The 15843-nt window shown below is 71.5% G+C and carries 13 protein-coding genes and 1 pseudogene; 8 read left to right on the plus strand and 6 right to left on the minus strand.

What is annotated here, in order from left to right; translation table 11 throughout:
* Positions 1-69 precede the first annotated feature (69 nt).
* From K2F47_RS09790 to K2F47_RS09815, 6 genes are all read left to right on the plus strand, one after another.
* Positions 70-567: an RNA polymerase sigma factor gene (locus tag K2F47_RS09790; RefSeq protein WP_242902448.1), complete on the plus strand. Its 498-nt coding sequence runs from the start codon at positions 70-72 to the stop codon at positions 565-567.
* A complete protein-coding gene (locus K2F47_RS09795; RefSeq protein ID WP_242902449.1) occupies positions 564-1532 on the plus strand; it encodes a YbgA family protein in 969 nt (322 codons plus the stop codon). Before K2F47_RS09790 ends, K2F47_RS09795 begins: the two co-directional genes overlap by 4 nt.
* 85 nt (positions 1533-1617) lie before the next feature.
* Positions 1618-2232, plus strand: a complete 615-nt coding sequence (locus tag K2F47_RS09800) for a TetR/AcrR family transcriptional regulator (RefSeq protein ID WP_242902450.1) — start codon at positions 1618-1620, stop codon at positions 2230-2232.
* The gene (locus K2F47_RS09805; protein ID WP_242902451.1) at positions 2229-3140 is read left to right on the plus strand and encodes an SDR family oxidoreductase; all 912 of its coding nucleotides are present in this window, start codon (positions 2229-2231) and stop codon (positions 3138-3140) included. The genes K2F47_RS09800 and K2F47_RS09805 overlap by 4 nt, the downstream gene beginning before the upstream one ends.
* Before the next feature lie 81 nt (positions 3141-3221).
* On the plus strand, positions 3222-4292 hold the full coding sequence (locus K2F47_RS09810; protein ID WP_242902452.1) for a hypothetical protein: 1071 nt from the start codon (positions 3222-3224) through the stop codon (positions 4290-4292).
* Between the two features lie 17 nt (positions 4293-4309).
* The gene (locus K2F47_RS09815) at positions 4310-4960 is read left to right on the plus strand and encodes a sensor histidine kinase (RefSeq protein ID WP_242902453.1); all 651 of its coding nucleotides are present in this window, start codon (positions 4310-4312) and stop codon (positions 4958-4960) included.
* Here the strand turns inward: K2F47_RS09815 and K2F47_RS09820 are convergent.
* The gene (locus tag K2F47_RS09820) at positions 4941-5585 is read right to left on the minus strand and encodes a response regulator transcription factor (protein WP_242902454.1); all 645 of its coding nucleotides are present in this window, start codon (positions 5583-5585) and stop codon (positions 4941-4943) included. The genes K2F47_RS09815 and K2F47_RS09820 overlap by 20 nt on opposite strands.
* A gap of 90 nt (positions 5586-5675) precedes the next feature.
* Here K2F47_RS09820 and K2F47_RS09825 point away from each other — a divergent pair.
* Together K2F47_RS09825 and K2F47_RS09830 are read left to right on the plus strand one after the other, a co-directional pair.
* Positions 5676-6426: pseudogene (locus K2F47_RS09825) on the plus strand (ABC transporter ATP-binding protein).
* Positions 6427-6430: 4 nt separating this feature from the next.
* Entirely contained in the window at positions 6431-8989 is a 2559-nt protein-coding gene (locus tag K2F47_RS09830; RefSeq protein WP_242902455.1) for an FtsX-like permease family protein, read from the plus strand.
* A 144-nt stretch (positions 8990-9133) separates the two neighbouring features.
* Here the strand turns inward: K2F47_RS09830 and K2F47_RS09835 are convergent, their stop codons facing one another.
* The 5 genes from K2F47_RS09835 to K2F47_RS09855 all read right to left on the minus strand — a co-directional run bounded on the left by K2F47_RS09835 (position 9134) and on the right by K2F47_RS09855 (position 15772).
* Complete coding sequence (locus K2F47_RS09835) at positions 9134-10423, minus strand: FAD-dependent oxidoreductase (protein WP_242902456.1); 1290 nt, start codon at positions 10421-10423, stop codon at positions 9134-9136.
* Between the two features lie 79 nt (positions 10424-10502).
* Positions 10503-11468: a phosphotriesterase family protein gene (locus K2F47_RS09840; RefSeq protein WP_242902457.1), complete on the minus strand. Its 966-nt coding sequence runs from the start codon at positions 11466-11468 to the stop codon at positions 10503-10505.
* Positions 11469-11566: 98 nt separating this feature from the next.
* Positions 11567-13063, minus strand: coding sequence for a flavin-containing monooxygenase (locus K2F47_RS09845; protein WP_242902458.1), 1497 nt, complete (start codon positions 13061-13063; stop codon positions 11567-11569).
* A 24-nt stretch (positions 13064-13087) separates the two neighbouring features.
* Positions 13088-14365 (minus strand): SDR family oxidoreductase, encoded by a 1278-nt coding sequence (locus K2F47_RS09850; RefSeq protein WP_242902459.1) that lies wholly within the window; start codon positions 14363-14365, stop codon positions 13088-13090.
* A gap of 69 nt (positions 14366-14434) precedes the next feature.
* Positions 14435-15772: a beta-ketoacyl-[acyl-carrier-protein] synthase family protein gene (locus tag K2F47_RS09855; protein WP_242902460.1), complete on the minus strand. Its 1338-nt coding sequence runs from the start codon at positions 15770-15772 to the stop codon at positions 14435-14437.
* Between the last annotated feature and the right edge of the window lie 71 nt (positions 15773-15843).

Consider the following 15843-nt stretch of genomic DNA (forward strand, 5'->3'; position numbering starts at 1 on the left):
GGATTGCCTTCGCTGGCCGGATCGACTATGAACAAGTTTTGAAGCGGTTTTGCCGGGCAGGTGGGGGCCATGACGCTCGGACAGCGACTCGGCCAGGGTGACGAGACGGCCCTTGAGGAGTGCTACGCCGTTCTCGGACCCCTGGTCCGCCGCCATGTCCTCCGGGTGGTGCCCGGTCACGCCGTGGACGACGTCGTCCAGCTCGTCTTCCTGGAGGTCTGGCGGTCGCGGCGACGCTTCGACCCCGCACGCGCCCTGGAACCCTGGGTGCTGGCCATCGCCCGCAAGCGCGCCATCGACCAGTTGCGCGCCGAGTCGCGCCACTCCCGCAGGGCGGTGCCGCTGGACGACGCCGTCGGGGTGCCCGACGCCACCCCCGCCGTGGACACCGCGTGCGACGTCCGCAAGGCGTTGGACGGACTCCCGGCTCCGCAGCGGCAGGCCATCATGCTGGCCCACTACGGGCAGCTGACCCAGCGGGAGATCGCCGACCTGCTGGCCGTCCCGCTCGGCACCGTCAAGGCGCGCACCGCCCGCGGCCTGCACCGGATGAGGGACCTGCTGTGACCGCCGCGCACCCGCGCCCCCGGCTCGCGGTGTCCAGCTGCCTGCTGGGCGCCCCCGTCCGCTACAACGGCGGCCACAGCCGCGACCGGTTCCTCACCGACGTGCTCGCACCCCACGTCGACTGGGTGCCCGTCTGTCCCGAGATGGAGATCGGGCTGGGCGCACCCCGTCCCACGCTGCGCCTGCACACCGGCGGACGCATCGTCACCAAGGACGGCGCGGCGGACCACACCCAGGCGATGGCGGCACTGGCCGAGAACCGCATTCCCGATCTCACCGGCCTCGACGGATACGTGCTCAAGTCACGCTCGCCCAGCTGCGGGCTGACGGGCCTGCCGCGCTACGCATCCGGACGGCCCGGCGAGCGCACCGACGGTCAGCCGGTGGACCGCCGCGGCCGCGGCGCGTTCGCCGAGCTCGTCACCCGCGCCCTCCCGGACCTGCCCGCCGAGGAGGACGGCCGGCTCCACGACTCCGTCCTCCGCGAGCACTTCGTCGAACGCGTCTTCGCGCACGCCCGGCTCCGCGTCTTCTTCTCCACCGACTGGCGTCCCCGGGACCTCGTCGCCTTCCACAGCCGCCACAAACTGCAACTCCTGGCGCACGACCCGTCCGCCTACCGTGTGCTCGGCCGGATCGTCGCCCAAGCGGGCACCGCCTCCCGCGACGACCTGGAGACCGACTACGGCCGCCACTTCAACGAGGCGTTGGCCGTCCGCCCCAAACGCGGCCGCCACGTCAACGCGCTCCAGCACATCCTCGGGATGTTGAGCGAGCACCTGAACGACACCCGCCGGCACGACATCCTGAACGCCATCGAGACCTACCGGCGGGGACGGGCGCCTCTGAGCATCCCCATCGCCCTCCTCCTCCACCACGCCGAAGGCGAGGGTGTCGACTACCTCGCCCAGCAGACCTACCTCGACCCCTACCCCGCCGACCTCGTGCTCCGCCACCACCTGTAGGCGACGGCCGTCGCGGCGTCCGCTTGGGGGACGGGCTCTGGTACGGTTAATAAACGAACGTACATTTATTAACGAGGGAACAGCGGTGGCACGACCCCGGGGGGTCGAGGACGCGGTGATCCTGCGCGCGGCGGTGCGGGTCATGGGCCGGGCGGGTCCCGCGGGACTCACGTTGGCCGCCGTCGCGCGCGAGGTCGGTTTGGCACCGGCGACCCTGGTGCAGCGGTTCGGTTCCAAGCACGGCCTGCTCCTGGCACTCGCCGACCGGTCCGAGACGGACGCGAGCGAGATGGCCGGGCGGGTACGCCGGTCGCACGGCTCGGCGCTCGAAGCCCTGGCGGCGTTGACGGTGGAGTCGATGGCCGAGATGACAACCCCAGAGACCTTCGCCAACCACCTGGCGTTCCTGTGCATGGACCTGGGAGATCCGCAGCTCTACGAGCGCGCGCTGGCCATTCACCGGACCCAGACGCGGGCGATCGAGGACCTGCTGGCGGAGGCGGCCGGTACGGGCGAGCTCCGCGCCGGAACCGACGCCGCGGCGCTGGCCCGCTCGGTACAGGCGATCATCGCCGGTGCGGGGCTGACTTGGGCACTGGAGCGCGAAGGCGCCCTCGAACAGCGGCTCCGGCACGAGCTCCATGTCGTGCTGTCCCCCCACCTCCCGTCCCGGCACGCCCACGACCTGGAGGAATCATGACGACCGACGCGCGCCCGCTCGCCGGCAGGGTGGCCCTGGTCGCCGGCGGCACCCGGGGCGGCGGACGGGGCATCGCCGTCGAGCTCGGCGCCGCCGGCGCGACGGTGTACGTCACCGGCCGGAGCGGCAACGGAGAACACTCCGTCCTGGCGCGGCCGGAGACGATCGAGCAGACCGCCGAGCAGGTCACCGCCGCGGGCGGCCTGGGCATTGCCGTCCGCGTCGACCACAGCCGTCCCGGCGAGGTCAAATCCCTCGTCGACAGGATCGGCGCCGAACAGGCCGGACGGCTCGACATCCTGGTCAACTCCGTGTGGGGCGGGGATCCGCTGACCGACTGGGAGCACCCGCTGTGGGAGCAGGATCTGGACACCGGTCTGCGGCTGCTGCGGCAGGCGGTGGAGACCCACGTCATCACCAGCCGGTTCGCGCTTCCCCTCATGGTCGCCCGCGAGAGCGGCCTGGTCGTGGAGGTCACCGACGGCAACACCGCCCGCTACCGCGGCACGTTCTTCTACGACCTGGCGAAGTCCGCGGTCATCCGCCTCGCCGTCGCCCAGGCCGCCGAGCTCAAGCCCCATGGCGTCGCGGCCGTGGCCATCACACCCGGCTTCCTGCGCTCGGAGGCCGTGCTGGAGCATTTCGGCGTCACCGAGGCGAACTGGACCGACGCCGTCGCCCAGGACCCGAACTTCGCCCACTCCGAGACCCCGGCCTACCTCGGACGAGCCGTCGCCGCCCTGGCAGCCGACCCCGACATCATGGCGAAGACCGGCCGGGCCCTCGCCACCTGGGGCCTGTACCGGGAGTACGGCTTCACCGACGCCGACGGCACCCGACCGGACTTCGCCGCCCACTGGGCCAAGAGCCTGGAAGAGCAGTACGGACCCCTCGGAGATCCGCTGTGACTCCGGCGTCCGGTCGCGCCGGTTGGCGCCGCCCGCCCCTCCGGGCGGCTTCCCGCCCGTCGCCTATGTGATCCTTTGGGGATGCGGCCATGGTTGCGGACGGGCATCGTCGTGCTCGCCGTCCTTCTCGCCGTACCGCCCGCCGTCGCGCTGCTGACGGGCCCGGACGTGGCGGCCGAGGGCCTTCCGCTGCTGGTGGTCGGCGTCATGACCGGGGGCAGCTTCGTCGGCGCCGGCCTGCTGGCCTGGACGTTGCGCCCGGCGAACCGGACCGGGCGCCTGGTCGTCCTCGTCGGGCTGCTGCTCCTGCTGTCGGGAACGCAGTACTTCGACGGCAGGGCGGCGCTCGCGGTCGGCAACGCGTTCGGCATGGCGACGCTCGCCGTGCTCGCGCACCTCGTGCTGGTCGTTCCGGAGGGGACCGCGCGCTCGCGCGGCGAACGGGTGCTGGTGGTGCTCGCCTACGCCGTGCACGGCCTGCTGCTCGTGGTGTGGCTGCGGTTCGGGCGCACGGACGAGGGGGAGTGCGTTTGCGCGGCGGTCCTGCCGGACGCGCCGGAGCGTCCGTTGCTGGCCGGCGGGGCGCTGGTGCTGTGGTCGTACGCGCTGCTGCTCGCCTCGGCCCTGGTCAGGCGGTGGGCGTCGGGTGTCCCCGGGCCGCGGCGGCACGTCTTCGCGCCCGTGATGTACGGCGGGGTGCCCGCGGTGCTGGTGCTGGGCGCGCGCGAAGGGCTGCTGATGGCGCCCGGCGGGCCCCACGAACCGATGCAGAGCCTGCTCGGCACGGCCGCGCTCTTCCTGCTGCTGCTGTGGCCGCTCGGACTGATCGCGGGATTCGTCCGGGCCCGGCTCGACCACGCGGCCGTGGCCGGGCTGGCCGGCACGCTCGCGACGCCGCTGCCACCGCGTTCGTTGGAGGCGGCGCTCGGCGTGGTGCTGCACGACCCGACCCTGCGCCTGGTCTACGGCACGGGCGACGCGGCGGGTGCGTCGACGGCGACGGGAGGCCGGTCCGCCTTCCGCTGCCCGGCTCGGGTCAGACGGTCACGCACCTGGAGACCGCGACCGGTCCCGCCGCCGCGCTGGTGCACGACGCGACGCTCGCGGCCGAACCGGACCTGGTCAGGTCGGCCGCGGCGGTCGCCCGGCTGACGGTTGAGAACGAGCACATGCGCGCGGAACTCGCCGAGCAGCTCGCGCAGGTCCGGGCCTCGCGGGCGCGCATCGTCGAGGCGGCCGACGCCGAGCGCCGCCGGATGGAGCGCAACCTGCACGACGGCGCGCAGCAGCGCCTGGTGAACCTCGCCTTCATCGTGGCCCGGATCCGCGGCCGCGCCGCGTCCGAGTTGGCGGGGGACCTGGACGAGGCGGCGGCCGAGCTGCGGGGCATCCTGGACGAGGTGCGGGAGATCGCACGCGGGCTGCACCCGGCGATCCTCAGCGAGGCCGGTCTGGGCGCCGCGCTGGTCTCGCTCGCGGACCGGTCGCCGGTTCCGGTGACCGTGCGGGGCGGCGTCGCGGGCCGCCTTCCCGAGCCGGTCGAGCAGGCGGCCTACTTCGCGGCGGCCGAGGCCGCCGCCAACGCGCTCAAGCACGCCGCGCCAGACCGCCTCACGGTCTCGGTCGGCCTGACCGGCGGCGTGCTGCGGCTGTCGGTCGGCGACGACGGCCGCGGCGGGGCCGACCCGTCCGCCGGCACCGGGTTGCTCGGGCTCGCCGACCGCGCGGCGGCGCTCGGCGGCCGGCTCACGGTCGACTCCCCGGCCGGCCGGGGAACGACGGTGACCGTCGAGCTGCCGGTCACGACCGCAGGTAGCTGAGCACGGCGAGGACCCGCCGGTGGTCGTCGGAGCTGTCGGGCAGCCTCAGCCGCCGGAAGATGCTGCGCACGTGGGTCTCCACCGTCTTCGGGCTGAGCGACAGCGACCGGCAGATCGCCTGGTTGGAACGTCCCTCCGCCATCAGCCCGAGCACCTCCAGCTCCCGTTCGCTGAGCCTCGCCAGCGGCCCGCCGGGGCGCCGCCTGCCCACCAGCGGCGCCACCAGCGCCGGATCCACCACCGCGCCGCCCGCGGCGATCCGCGCCAGCGCGCCGGTGAGCTCCGACAGCTCGGCGATGCGGTCCTTGAGCAGGTAGCCGACGCCGCGCGGGTCGTCCCCGAGCAGCCGCACCGCGTGCTGGGCCTCGATGTGGTGGGAGAGCACGAGCAGGCCGACCTCGGGACGTTCCGCGCGGATCCGCAGCGCCGCGTCCAGTCCCTCCAGCCGGAACCCGGGCGGCATCCGCACGTCCAGGATCGCGACCTCGGGCGGATCGGCGCGGACGGCGGCCAGGATCGCCGGGGCGTCGCCCACCGCCGCCGCGACGGCGACGCCGGCGTCCTCCAGGAGCCGCGTCAGCCCCTGCCGGAAGATCGCGCCGTCCTCGGCCAGCATGACTCGCATGCCGCGCAGACTAACGCTCAGGGCAGACCCTGACCGGGACCGGGGAAGGCCCTGTAGATCGCGCCCGGCCGGGGGCGGCAGCGTGGGGCCATGACCGAGACCGAGAGCCCGGCGGCCGTGCGGGCGGCCGTCCGGCTGGACCGGGTGACCAAGCGCTACGGCAGGGGACGCGCGGCCGTCGAGGCCCTGCGCGGGGTGTCGCTGGAGCTCCCCGCGGGCTCCTTCACCGCGATCATGGGGCCGTCGGGCTCCGGCAAGAGCACCTTCCTGCACTGCGCGGCGGGGCTGGACCGGCCCACGTCCGGGCGGGTGCTGCTGGAGGGCACCGACCTGGCGGAGCTGCGCGAGGCCCGGCTGACCCGGCTGCGCCGCGACCGGATCGGCTTCGTCTTCCAGTCGTTCAACCTCGTCCCGTCGCTGACCGCGGCCCAGAACATCGCCCTGCCGCAGCGGCTCGCGCGACGGCGCGGACCGGGAGTGGACGCGCGAGGTGGTGGACCGGGTCGGCCTGTCCGGCCGGCTCAGCCACCGGCCGGGGGAGTTGTCGGGCGGCCAGCAGCAGCGGGTCGCGATCGCGCGGGCGCTGGTCGCGAGGCCCGCGGTCGTGTTCGCCGACGAGCCCACCGGCGCCCTCGACCTCACCACGGGCCGCGACATCCTCACCCTGCTCCGCGCCGTCGTCGACGCCTGGCGGCAGACCCTGGTGATGGTCACCCACGACCCGGCCGCCGCCTCCTACGTCGACCGGGTCCTCTTCCTCGCCGACGGTGTGATCGTCGACTCGATGCGGCGGCCGGACGCCGCCCGGATCGCCGACCGCATGACGGCCCTAGGGGCGTGACGCCGTGCTGTGCCTGGCCCTCAGCACGGTCCGCACCCGCCGGTTCGGCTTCGCGGGCTCCTTCGTCGCCGTCGTGCTCGCCGTCGCCCTCGTGTTCGCCTGGTTCACGTTGCTCATCTCGGGAAAGCGCTCGGCTCCGGCCGCCGACCGGTTCGGCGCGGCGGCCGCGGTCGTCCGGATGGACCCCGCGCTGACCGTTCTCACCGGATCCGGTGAGAACGTCGACCGGGAGCGGCTGCCGCTCGATCAGCCGCCGCGCCTGCCGGGCGGCGTCGCCGAACGGCTGCGCACGGTGCCGGGCGTACGGTCGGTCATCGCCGACACCCCCTTCTACGCGCAGGTGGTGGACCGGCACGGCACCCCGCTCGCCGGACCGCGCGGCGGCCCCTCGTCCGGGCACGCCTGGCAGGCCGCCGAGCTCACCCCGTTCCGGCTTCGGACGGGCCGGGCGCCACGCGGTCCGGACGAGGTCGTCCTCGACGCGGACGCCGCCCGGCGCGCCGGGACCGGCCCGGGGGACGCCGTGCGCGTCGTCACCGCCCAGGGCGTCCGGAACCTGCGGGTCTCCGGGGTCGCCTCGCCGCCGGGCGCCCCCGGACTGCCCAGCCGGACCACGCTGTTCTTCGCCGGGCCGGTTCAGGAACGGCCGCGGTTCCTCGGGGTGATCGCCGAACCGGGGACGCCGCCCGGAGCGCTGGCGGGACGGGTACGGGCGGCGCTCCGCGACCCCGGAGCGCCGCGGGGCGCGCAGGTGCTCAGCGGCCGGGACGCCTCGCGGGCCGGGTCGCCCGAGGTCGGCGAGCGGCTGGAGTACGCGACCCAGTTCCTCGGCCCCATGGGCGGCATCGGGCTCTTCCTGGCCGTCTTCGTGATCGCGGGCACGTTCGGCCTGTCGATCCTGCAACGGAGCCGGGAGATCGCCCTGCTGCGCGCGGTGGGCTCGACGCCGTGGCAGATCCGCCGGCTGCTGGTGGCCGAGGCGTTCGCGGTCTCGCTGGCGGCCGGCCTGCCGGGCTGCCTGCTCGGCCTTCCGGTGGCGCACCTGGTGCGCCGGCTGATGGTCGGCAACTCGATCGCGCCACCGGACCTGCGTCTCCAGGTCGGCCCCGCGCCGTTCGCGATCGCGATCGGAGCGGGCCTGCTGGTGACGCTGCCCGCGGTGCTGCTCTCGGCGCACCACGCCGCGCGGGTGCGCGCCACCGAGGCCCTCCGCGAGGCCGCCGCGCCCCGGCGGATTATCTCCGTGCCGCGGCTGCTGCTCGCGCTGGCGGCGCTGGCCGGCGCGACGGCGGTCCACGCGCTGTCGCAGCACGTCGGCGGCGAGGTGGGGGTCGCCTTCCAGTACCTCACCGTCATGATCCTGATGGCCGCGGCTGCGCTGGCGTCCCCGCTCCTCACGCGCGTGCTGACGCCGCCGGTCGGCGCCCTGCTGCGCGCGGTGTCGCGCGACAGCGGCTGGCTGGCGGCGGCCGCCGCGCGCGCCGAGGTACGCCGCGTCGCCTCCGCCGCCGCCTCGGTCATGATGTGCGCCGCGCTGGGCAGCGCCGCGCTGCTGATCTCCGCGTCCATCGAGTCCACGGCGGTCGGGCAGAGCCAGCGGCGCGTCGTCGCCGACCGGGTCCTGACCGCCCGCGACGCGCCCGGGCTGCCCGCGGCGACGGCCGCCGGGGTGCGCGGGCTGCCCGGCGTCGCGGCCGCCTCGCCGCCCCGTTCGACCACGTTCGTCTCCACCGTGCTCGGCTCGCCCGACACACTGGTCGCGCAGGGCGTCGACCCCGCCTCGATAGGGCAGGTGCTGGACCCGGGGGTGCGCGCGGGCTCGCTCGCCGCGCTCGCCGGGCCCGGCACGGTCGCCGTCAGCCGTACGCACGCCCGTGAACGCGACTGGGGGTTGGGCGACCGCGTGCGGGGATGGCTCGGCGACGGCACACCGGTGGACCTCAGGATCGTCGCCGTCTACGACCGCTCGCTCGGCCTGGGCGACTTCCTGATCGCCCGTACCGCGCTGGACGGGCACCTGCACGAACCCCTGGACGACGCGGTGCTGGTCCGCGGCCGCCCGGGCGTCGACCTGGACCGCGCGCTGCACGGCATCGCCGCCGCCACGCCCACGGTCCGGGTGATGGACGCCCCCGCGTACGCGCGCCTGTCGCGCAGCGGGTTGTCGCAGAGCACCACGCACGTCTACATCGTCCTCGGACTACTGGTCGCCTTCTCGGCCGTCTCCATCGTCAACACCTCCATCATGGGCACGGCCGAACGGGCGAGGGAGTTCGCCCTGCTGCGCCTGGTCGGCGCCTCGCGCGGGCAGGTCGTCCGCACGATCTGCATGGAGACCGCCGCCGCCGCACTGATCGGGACCATCGTCGGCTCGCTGATCGGCCTGGTCGCGCTCGCCGGCGCCACCGGCGCGCTGACCGGAACGCCCAGCCTGCACGTGCCCCTGGCGCGCTACGCCCTCGTGCCCGCCGGGGTCGCCCTCCTCGGCCTGCTGGTGAGCGCCCTGCCGTCCGCGATGGTCCTGCGCTACCGCCCCGTGGAGGCCCTAGGCCGCCGCGAATGACGTGTTCGACGTTCAGCGGTCAGAGGGCCGATCACCACCCGCGACCATGCCAGGGACATCACCCGCGAGGTCGGCCACACGCGACCTGGAGCCGCGGCTCGGAACTTTCCGCCGTCAGCTTGACGCACCGCTTGTCGGCCGGGGTCACGGCTGATCGCACCAGGGGTGGAAGGTGCCGGTTCGCATGTCCCGCAGGCCACCGCTGGAACTGCCGCCCAGAAGGAGGCTGGCTGCCTTGAGGCCCGAGTACAGGGCGTTCTCGTGTCCTGTGTCGCCGAAGTAGGCACCGGCGAAGGCGAGCGTGCTGTCGCTGATCTGCGGCAGCTTCTGCTGGGCCGCGACTGCTTCGGGGGTGATGATGGCGATGCCGTGGACGGTGGTCTCAAGGGCGCTCGCGGGGTCGGGCGGTGGCCCGCCGTGGGTGCTTGTGGACACGTACTGGATCGGCCCGGGAATCCTCTGCGGGGGGTTGTGAAGCAGGTTGATGTGTACGGCGGCGTTGGTGCAGTCGGCCATTTGGTAATGCAGGACGCTGTTGCTGGTCTCCACGGAGGGGTCGGTGTGAAGAGTCCAGGAGGTGTAGTCGTAGGGAAAGGCCGCCAGCACTTCACGCTGGAGTGCCGTCGGCGAAGTGAGCATGGCCAGGGCTCGGTCCGCCGAAACGGCGATGATTGCCTTGTCGAATTCGTAAGTCGCGCCGGTACTGTCGCGAAGGGTCACGCCATCGACGCCACGGCTGACCGCCTGGATCGCCGTGCCCACTCGCAGGTCGGGAATGGCTGCGGCGAGCCGGTCGATGTACGTCTTTGTGCCGCCCTTGACCGTGTAGTAGTCGCGGAGGGGATCGCCGAGTTGCAGTCCCACATCGGCGAGGGCCCTGAGCATTGCCGTGGCCGAGCAGCGCCGGGCGGCGGCGGGAGACATGACAAAGGCGCCCGCGATCGCGGGTACGACCACATGTTCGACGAAGTACTCCGAGAATCCTTCGGTGGCCACGAGTTCGTACGAGGTCAGTGCGATGCTCCCACTGGCGACCAGGTTGCCTAGGCGCTGATAGTCGTCGACGAGGCGACTCCAGGTGTCGTCGCCGACGTGGGGACGCCGCGGAAGGCCGTTCTCGAGTTCTGAGGTGTCGAACCCGCATCGGGTGCACCTGATGGTGAGGTAGGTCAGATCGGCGGGTGGAGACACATGTGCGATGTCGAGTTCGTCGAACAGCGGCGGTGTGGACGGTTCGTGGAGGACGGTCACTCCGGTGTCGATGTCCACCGCGTTCGGCTGGTTCGCATGGGCTGCGGCGGTTACGGTGTGGGCGTTCCCGCCGACCCGCTTCTGCGCTTCGAACAAGGTGACGGGGTGGCTGTGGCGAAGTGCGTGGGCCGCTGCCAGTCCACTGATCCCGCCGCCGATGACTGCTACTGGTCCGCCTGCCATGACCGGTGTTCCTTTCGTTTGCGAGGTGAGCCCCACTGCCCGGGTACTGGGCTTCGTCCCACAGAGCCGTCAATTTCGTTCAACCGCGCTCGAAGTAGCGGCGCGGGTTGTCCTCGAGCATCGCCGTGATCTGCTCCTCGGTGACGTCGCGTTCGCGCAGTGCCGGCAGGACGTCGTCGCTGACATGGGTGTAGTGCCAGTTCGGTGCTACCGCGGCCCGTTGCTCTGGAGAGAACCAGTCGATGTAGCAGGCCGAGTCCTGGGACAGCACCATTCGGTTCGCGTAACCACGCCGCGCGAGTTCGGCGACGGTGTCCACACGCTGGTCGAAGGGGAGGAAGGCGTCGAGGCCGAACCGGTCCATGCCCAGCAGCGACCCCGAGTCGGCCAGTTGAACGAGGTAGTCGAGGTCCGCGCTGTCCCCGGCGTGGCCGATGACCACTCTCGTCAGGTCGACCCCTTCCTCGGCGAGCAGCCGCTGTGCGAGCAGCCCGGTTCGGCTCTGAGCATCGGTGTGCACGGTGATGGGCGCACCGGTTCGTATGTGGGCTTTGGCGACCGCGCGCATCACCCGTTCCACGCCGGGTGTCATCCCCTGGGCATCGATGGCGCACTTGAGGAGTTCCGCTTTCACCGATGTATCCGCTATGCCCTCGGTGATGTCGTGGACGAACAGCTCGACCATCGGCTCGGACGTGTCGAACAGCAGACCGGGTCCCTGGTAGTGGAAATGGAACGGCACGTCGTTGTAGGTGTACAGGCCGGTCGCCGCGATGATGTTGATGTCCACCTGCTCGTTGATCCGTTGCAGGCGGGGGATGTACCGGCCCATCCCGATAAGGGTCGGATCGACGATCGTGGAGATGCCGCGGGCGGCCAGGTCCTTCAGTTTCCGCACGGCATCGGCGACACGTTCCTCCTCGTCCCAGTAGTTGGGGTAGTTCTGTCGGATCTCTTCGCTCAGCACAAAGACGTGCTCGTGCATGAGCACTTTGCCCAGCGCGGTCGAGTCGATCTGACCTCGTACCGACTGCACCGTTGCCATGGCGCTCTCCATTCGTCATCGGTGATCAGGTGAAGTTATCGGTGCCGGCTGCGCTGCCAGCGTCCGCCGGTACGCGTCCGAGTGCGGGGGATGCGGCACTATTTCAATTCGAAATCGCCCTCGTCGGGGGAGCTCAGTGCGGCGATGTGTGCCTCGGGTCGCCATGGCCAGACGTTCGGTGTCCCGTTCGAGTCCAGGTACCAGCTGCGGCAACCAGTCGCCCAGACGGTCTGGGGCATCTGTTCGTGCAGGCGTCGGTAGAACTCGTCGGTGGCGGTGCGCGTGGGCGCGGCGGCGGTGAAGGCTCCCCGCTGCCACGCATGAATCCATTGGAGGGCGAAGTCCGCCTGTGTCTCGGCGATCTCGGTTACCGAGGTGTGCCCCACGGGGCTGTGCGGGCCGACCATGATGAAGAAGTTGGGGAAGTCCGGGAGCGCGACGGTTCGGTAGGCGCGCGGACCGTCTTGCCACGCCGCGGTCAAAGTCCTTCCGTGGGCGCCGACCAGTTCGGTGGGGCGTACGTAGTCGTGAGCGCGGAAACCCGTCGCAGTGATAATTACGTCCACCTGATGGAGTACGCCGTCGGCCGTGACGACTCCATCGGGTGCGATATGGTCGATCGGTTCGGTGATGACGTCGACCGTAGGCTCTTGGACGGCGCGGTAGAAGCTGTTCGCCAGCACAATTCGCTTGCACATGGGCTCGTAGTCCGGGGTGAGTTTGCTGCGCAGTTCTGGATCGGTGACCGTGCGTAGGTTCCGTCGGCACAGCCAGCCGATGAGGTTGCGCCTCCACCCCGGTTCCACCGTCGCCCGCGAGATGATCGTGTGGTACAGCCAACGCAGGAGCCGGAACTCGGCTTCGCGGAATGCCGGTACCCTGCGGAGGGCCCTGCCGATCCCGCCGGTCTTCCAGTTGGGCATGGGGAAGATCCATTGAGGTGTGCGCTGAAAGACCAGGAGCCTGCGGGGCGCGCCGGCCAGGGCCGCGACCAGTTGCACGCCGGAGGAGCCGGTGCCGATGAGCGCGACGCGACGGTCGTGGATCCGCACACCAGGTTTCCACTGGGCGGAGTGGAAAAGGGGGCCGGAGAAAGAGCCCAACCCCGGAATGTTCGGCACGCTCGGGTGGTGGAGGAACCCGGTAGCCGAGATGAGGAAGTCGACTTCGAAGGTGGAGGAGTTCGCCGTGGTGACGCGCCAGCCGCCGTCGGCGAACCGGGCCGCCGTGACTTCTTCCCCGAACCGCAGATGAGGGCGCAGGCCATGGCGGTCGACGACATCCTCGAGGTAGGCGGCGATCTCTGCTCCCGGCGCCCTGAAATGCGACCAGTGGGGATTCAGTTCGAAGGAGTACTGGTAGAGCGCGGCGGGGATATCGCACGCCAGTCCCGGGTAGGTGTTGTCACGCCACGTCCCTCCGATGCGCTGCTCCTTCTCTATAATGGTGAAGTTGTCGATTCCGGCCTCTTTCAGTTTGAAGGCCATACAGATGCCGGATATGCCGGCACCGATGATCAGCACCGAGGGCATTCTCCGGCGGCGGGTTTCGTCGACCGTCTCGCGCATGTGCGGTCGGGTCGTGTGTGTCGGCATGGGCGGCCTCCTCGGGCCGTGAAATCATGATTGGTCGCGTGACTTCTCGGAAATCTGCTCGGTGGAGCAGACGGCTCCGGTGCGGCGTCGGCCGTGCAATTCCTTCGGATTCGACTGGGATGTTTCGCTGCCGAGGGTGTCGTGCGTGATTCTGGTAAGGGTGTCGTGGTCCAGGCTGGTGGGAGCGACTCCGGCCGCGGCCAGTCGCTGGAGCCCGCCGACGTGGATGGGCGGGAAGAAGGCGCCGGTCAGCAGTGGCCAAATGTCGGGCATGGCGGCCAGCCTGCGTGCGGGCCCGCGGGAGCGGTGAGCCGCGAGGCGCTCCAGCCATTGCTCGGGCGCGAGGCTGGCGATGGGATGGCCCGTGGATCTGAGCGCGCGTGCGAGATCTTCTAGGGCAAGCGGGCTCGGGTCGATGACGTGGTGGACTGACGGTGCGGCCGCAAATGGCTCTGCCGGCAGCTGAACCGACAATTCGGTGATGGCCCTGCTGGCGTACCCGACGGTGCAGCCGACCATTTCGCCGCCCTCCGGGACGGCGCCCACCTGTGTGAGCGCGCGCACGTAGGTCGCGAACAGTTGGGCCGCCGCCGACGGCGGCACGGGGGAATCGGGGTCGGGCGCCAAGACCGCGACGCGGTAGATGGCGGTGGGCAGCCCCCGTTCGGCCGCCTGGTAGAGGAGGTGTTCGGCGACCGACTTGCTTCTGGCGTAGCCGCCGGGACCGGCATAGGCGATGGCCGGTCTCGTCGTCTCGTCGATGGCCTGGACACCGCATCCGGCAGCGGCGACGAAGATCGCGAACGAGGACGTGTGGTGGAGGAATTTGAGGCGTCGGTGGGTTGCGAAGCGGAGCATTTGAGTTACTCCGACCACGTTCGGAACGCGGATGACGCGGTACGGGTCGCCCAGATCGATCGATGCGCCGCAGTGGTAGACGGATTCGACGCGTGAGGCGAGTTCGTCGTAGACGTCCGGGTCCAGTCCGAGGCGTTGTCGTGTGAAGTCGCCGGGCACCGTGACCAGCCGGGAAATGTCGAGGTCCGGGCCTTGAGGATCGTGGGCTGCTTCGAGGCGCTCCACGAGTCGGGCATGTGGACGGGCGCCTCGGACGAGGCAGTAGACCGTGGCGGACGTGCGTTCCAGAAGCGTCCTGCACATTCGGCCGCCGAGATAGCCGGTGGCCCCGGTCAACAGCACTTCTTGGGGGACACGCGGGGTGGGAGGGGGGGCGGTGGAGTCCGGGACCCGGATCTCCTCGTCGAGGACCATGTCGTGCGCCAACAGGTCATCACTGTTCATGACTGTTCCTCAGTGGTCGTCTGCCATCTCCGCCGAGGACCACAGCCGGATCGGCGGGATCGACTGCGGCTAGTCCTGGGGCGGCGGGGCGAGGACGATGCTGGCGTTCTGCCCGCCCAGGCCGAAGGAGTTGGACAGCGCCGGCCCCGGGGCGACGCGGCGCGGCTCACCGGCGACGACGTCGATCCCGTGGCAGTCCGCGCCGAGCCGTTCGTGACCGGCGGTGGGGGGGACGAGGCCGTCGCGGGCCGAGAGCGCGGCGACGGCGGCCTCGGCCGCTCCCGAGGCCGCGACCAGGTGCCCGAACACGCCCTTGCACGAGGTGACCGGTGGCTGCCGGTCCGCGAAGACCGCCCGCAGCGCGGCCGCTTCGGCGGCGTCCCCGAGCGGGGTGCCGGTCGCATGGCAGTTGACCTGTCGGATGTCGTCGGGGACGAGCCCGGCGTCGCTGATCGCCGCCATCATGAGTTGTGAGGTCCAGCGCCCCTGCGGTTGCGGAGCCGTGATGTGGTGGGCGTCGCATCCGCTGGCGTAGCCGATCACCTCGCCGTACATGTGGGCGCCGCGGGCGAGCGCCCGGTCCCTCTCCTCCAGGACGAGGTACGCGGCCCCTTCGCCCATGATGTAGCCGTCGCGGTCGGCGTCGAAGGGACGGCAGGCGTGCGCGGGGTCGTCATTGCGTGTGGACAGACCGCCCGAGTGTCCGAACGCCCCGATGATCACGAGGGTGACGCCGCCGGAGTCGCAGGCGCCGGCGAGGATCACATCGGCCGTGCCGTCCTGGACGTAGCGGGCCCCCATGCCGATCGCGTCGCTTCCCGAGGCGCACGCGGTGGCTATCGTGATGTTGGGCCCCCGCCAGGCCAGTTCCTGGGAAATGAGGGCACCGGGCGCGTTGAAGAGGATCTTCGGAACGCTCATCGGTGAGATCGCGGCTCCGCCCTTGGTGTGCGCGACCAGGGCCTGGTCGCAGATCGACTGCATTCCCCCCAGTGCCACGCCCGAGACGATCCCGGCACGGCCGTGGTCGGCGGAGGGCTGCCCGGCGTCGGCGACGGCGTCCATCGCGGCGGCGAAACCGAGCTGTGCGGTCCGGTCGGTGCGCCGCAGTTCCTTGCCGGACATGTAGCGGCCGGGATCGAAGTCGTCCACCTGGCAAGCGATCTTGCTGGGCAGACCCGTGGTGTCGAATCGGGTCGCCGGTGCGGCGGTCGGCATGCCGGCGAAGATCGTCTTGGTGAAGGTCTTCAGGTCGCAACCGGCAGGTGTCTTCACACCGAGCCCGGTGATGACCACGCGGCGGCGCCGGTCCGCCCGGCCCGGCTCGGAGGCTCCCCTCTCGCTGGACGTCCGCTCGTGGTCTGAGGCGTGGTTCCGGTTGTCCTGCATGCTCTCTTTGTCGGTCATGGCTCTCGGTCTCCTGAGTCCGACCCCGGTTCGCCGCCTGGAGTTGCTGGTGCGATCGGGATCTGCTGGCT

Source organism: Actinomadura terrae, assembly GCF_022751215.1.
Classification (GTDB): Bacteria; Actinomycetota; Actinomycetes; order Streptosporangiales; family Streptosporangiaceae; genus Spirillospora; species Spirillospora terrae.

What these genes read in the sequence shown, in the direction of transcription:
- K2F47_RS09790 (WP_242902448.1), top strand. Translation starts at nt 70, where the DNA reads ATGACGCTCGGACAGCGACTCGGCCAGGGTGACGAGACGGCCCTTGAG.
- K2F47_RS09850 (WP_242902459.1), bottom strand. Translation starts at nt 14,365, where the DNA reads ATGAACAGTGATGACCTGTTGGCGCACGACATGGTCCTCGACGAGGAG.
- K2F47_RS09820 (WP_242902454.1), bottom strand. Translation starts at nt 5,585, where the DNA reads ATGCGAGTCATGCTGGCCGAGGACGGCGCGATCTTCCGGCAGGGGCTG.
- K2F47_RS09840 (WP_242902457.1), bottom strand. Translation starts at nt 11,468, where the DNA reads ATGGCAACGGTGCAGTCGGTACGAGGTCAGATCGACTCGACCGCGCTG.
- K2F47_RS09845 (WP_242902458.1), bottom strand. Translation starts at nt 13,063, where the DNA reads ATGCCGACACACACGACCCGACCGCACATGCGCGAGACGGTCGACGAA.
- K2F47_RS09810 (WP_242902452.1), top strand. Translation starts at nt 3,222, where the DNA reads ATGCGGCCATGGTTGCGGACGGGCATCGTCGTGCTCGCCGTCCTTCTC.
- K2F47_RS09835 (WP_242902456.1), bottom strand. Translation starts at nt 10,423, where the DNA reads ATGGCAGGCGGACCAGTAGCAGTCATCGGCGGCGGGATCAGTGGACTG.
- K2F47_RS09805 (WP_242902451.1), top strand. Translation starts at nt 2,229, where the DNA reads ATGACGACCGACGCGCGCCCGCTCGCCGGCAGGGTGGCCCTGGTCGCC.
- K2F47_RS09855 (WP_242902460.1), bottom strand. Translation starts at nt 15,772, where the DNA reads ATGACCGACAAAGAGAGCATGCAGGACAACCGGAACCACGCCTCAGAC.
- K2F47_RS09815 (WP_242902453.1), top strand. Translation starts at nt 4,310, where the DNA reads ATGCGCGCGGAACTCGCCGAGCAGCTCGCGCAGGTCCGGGCCTCGCGG.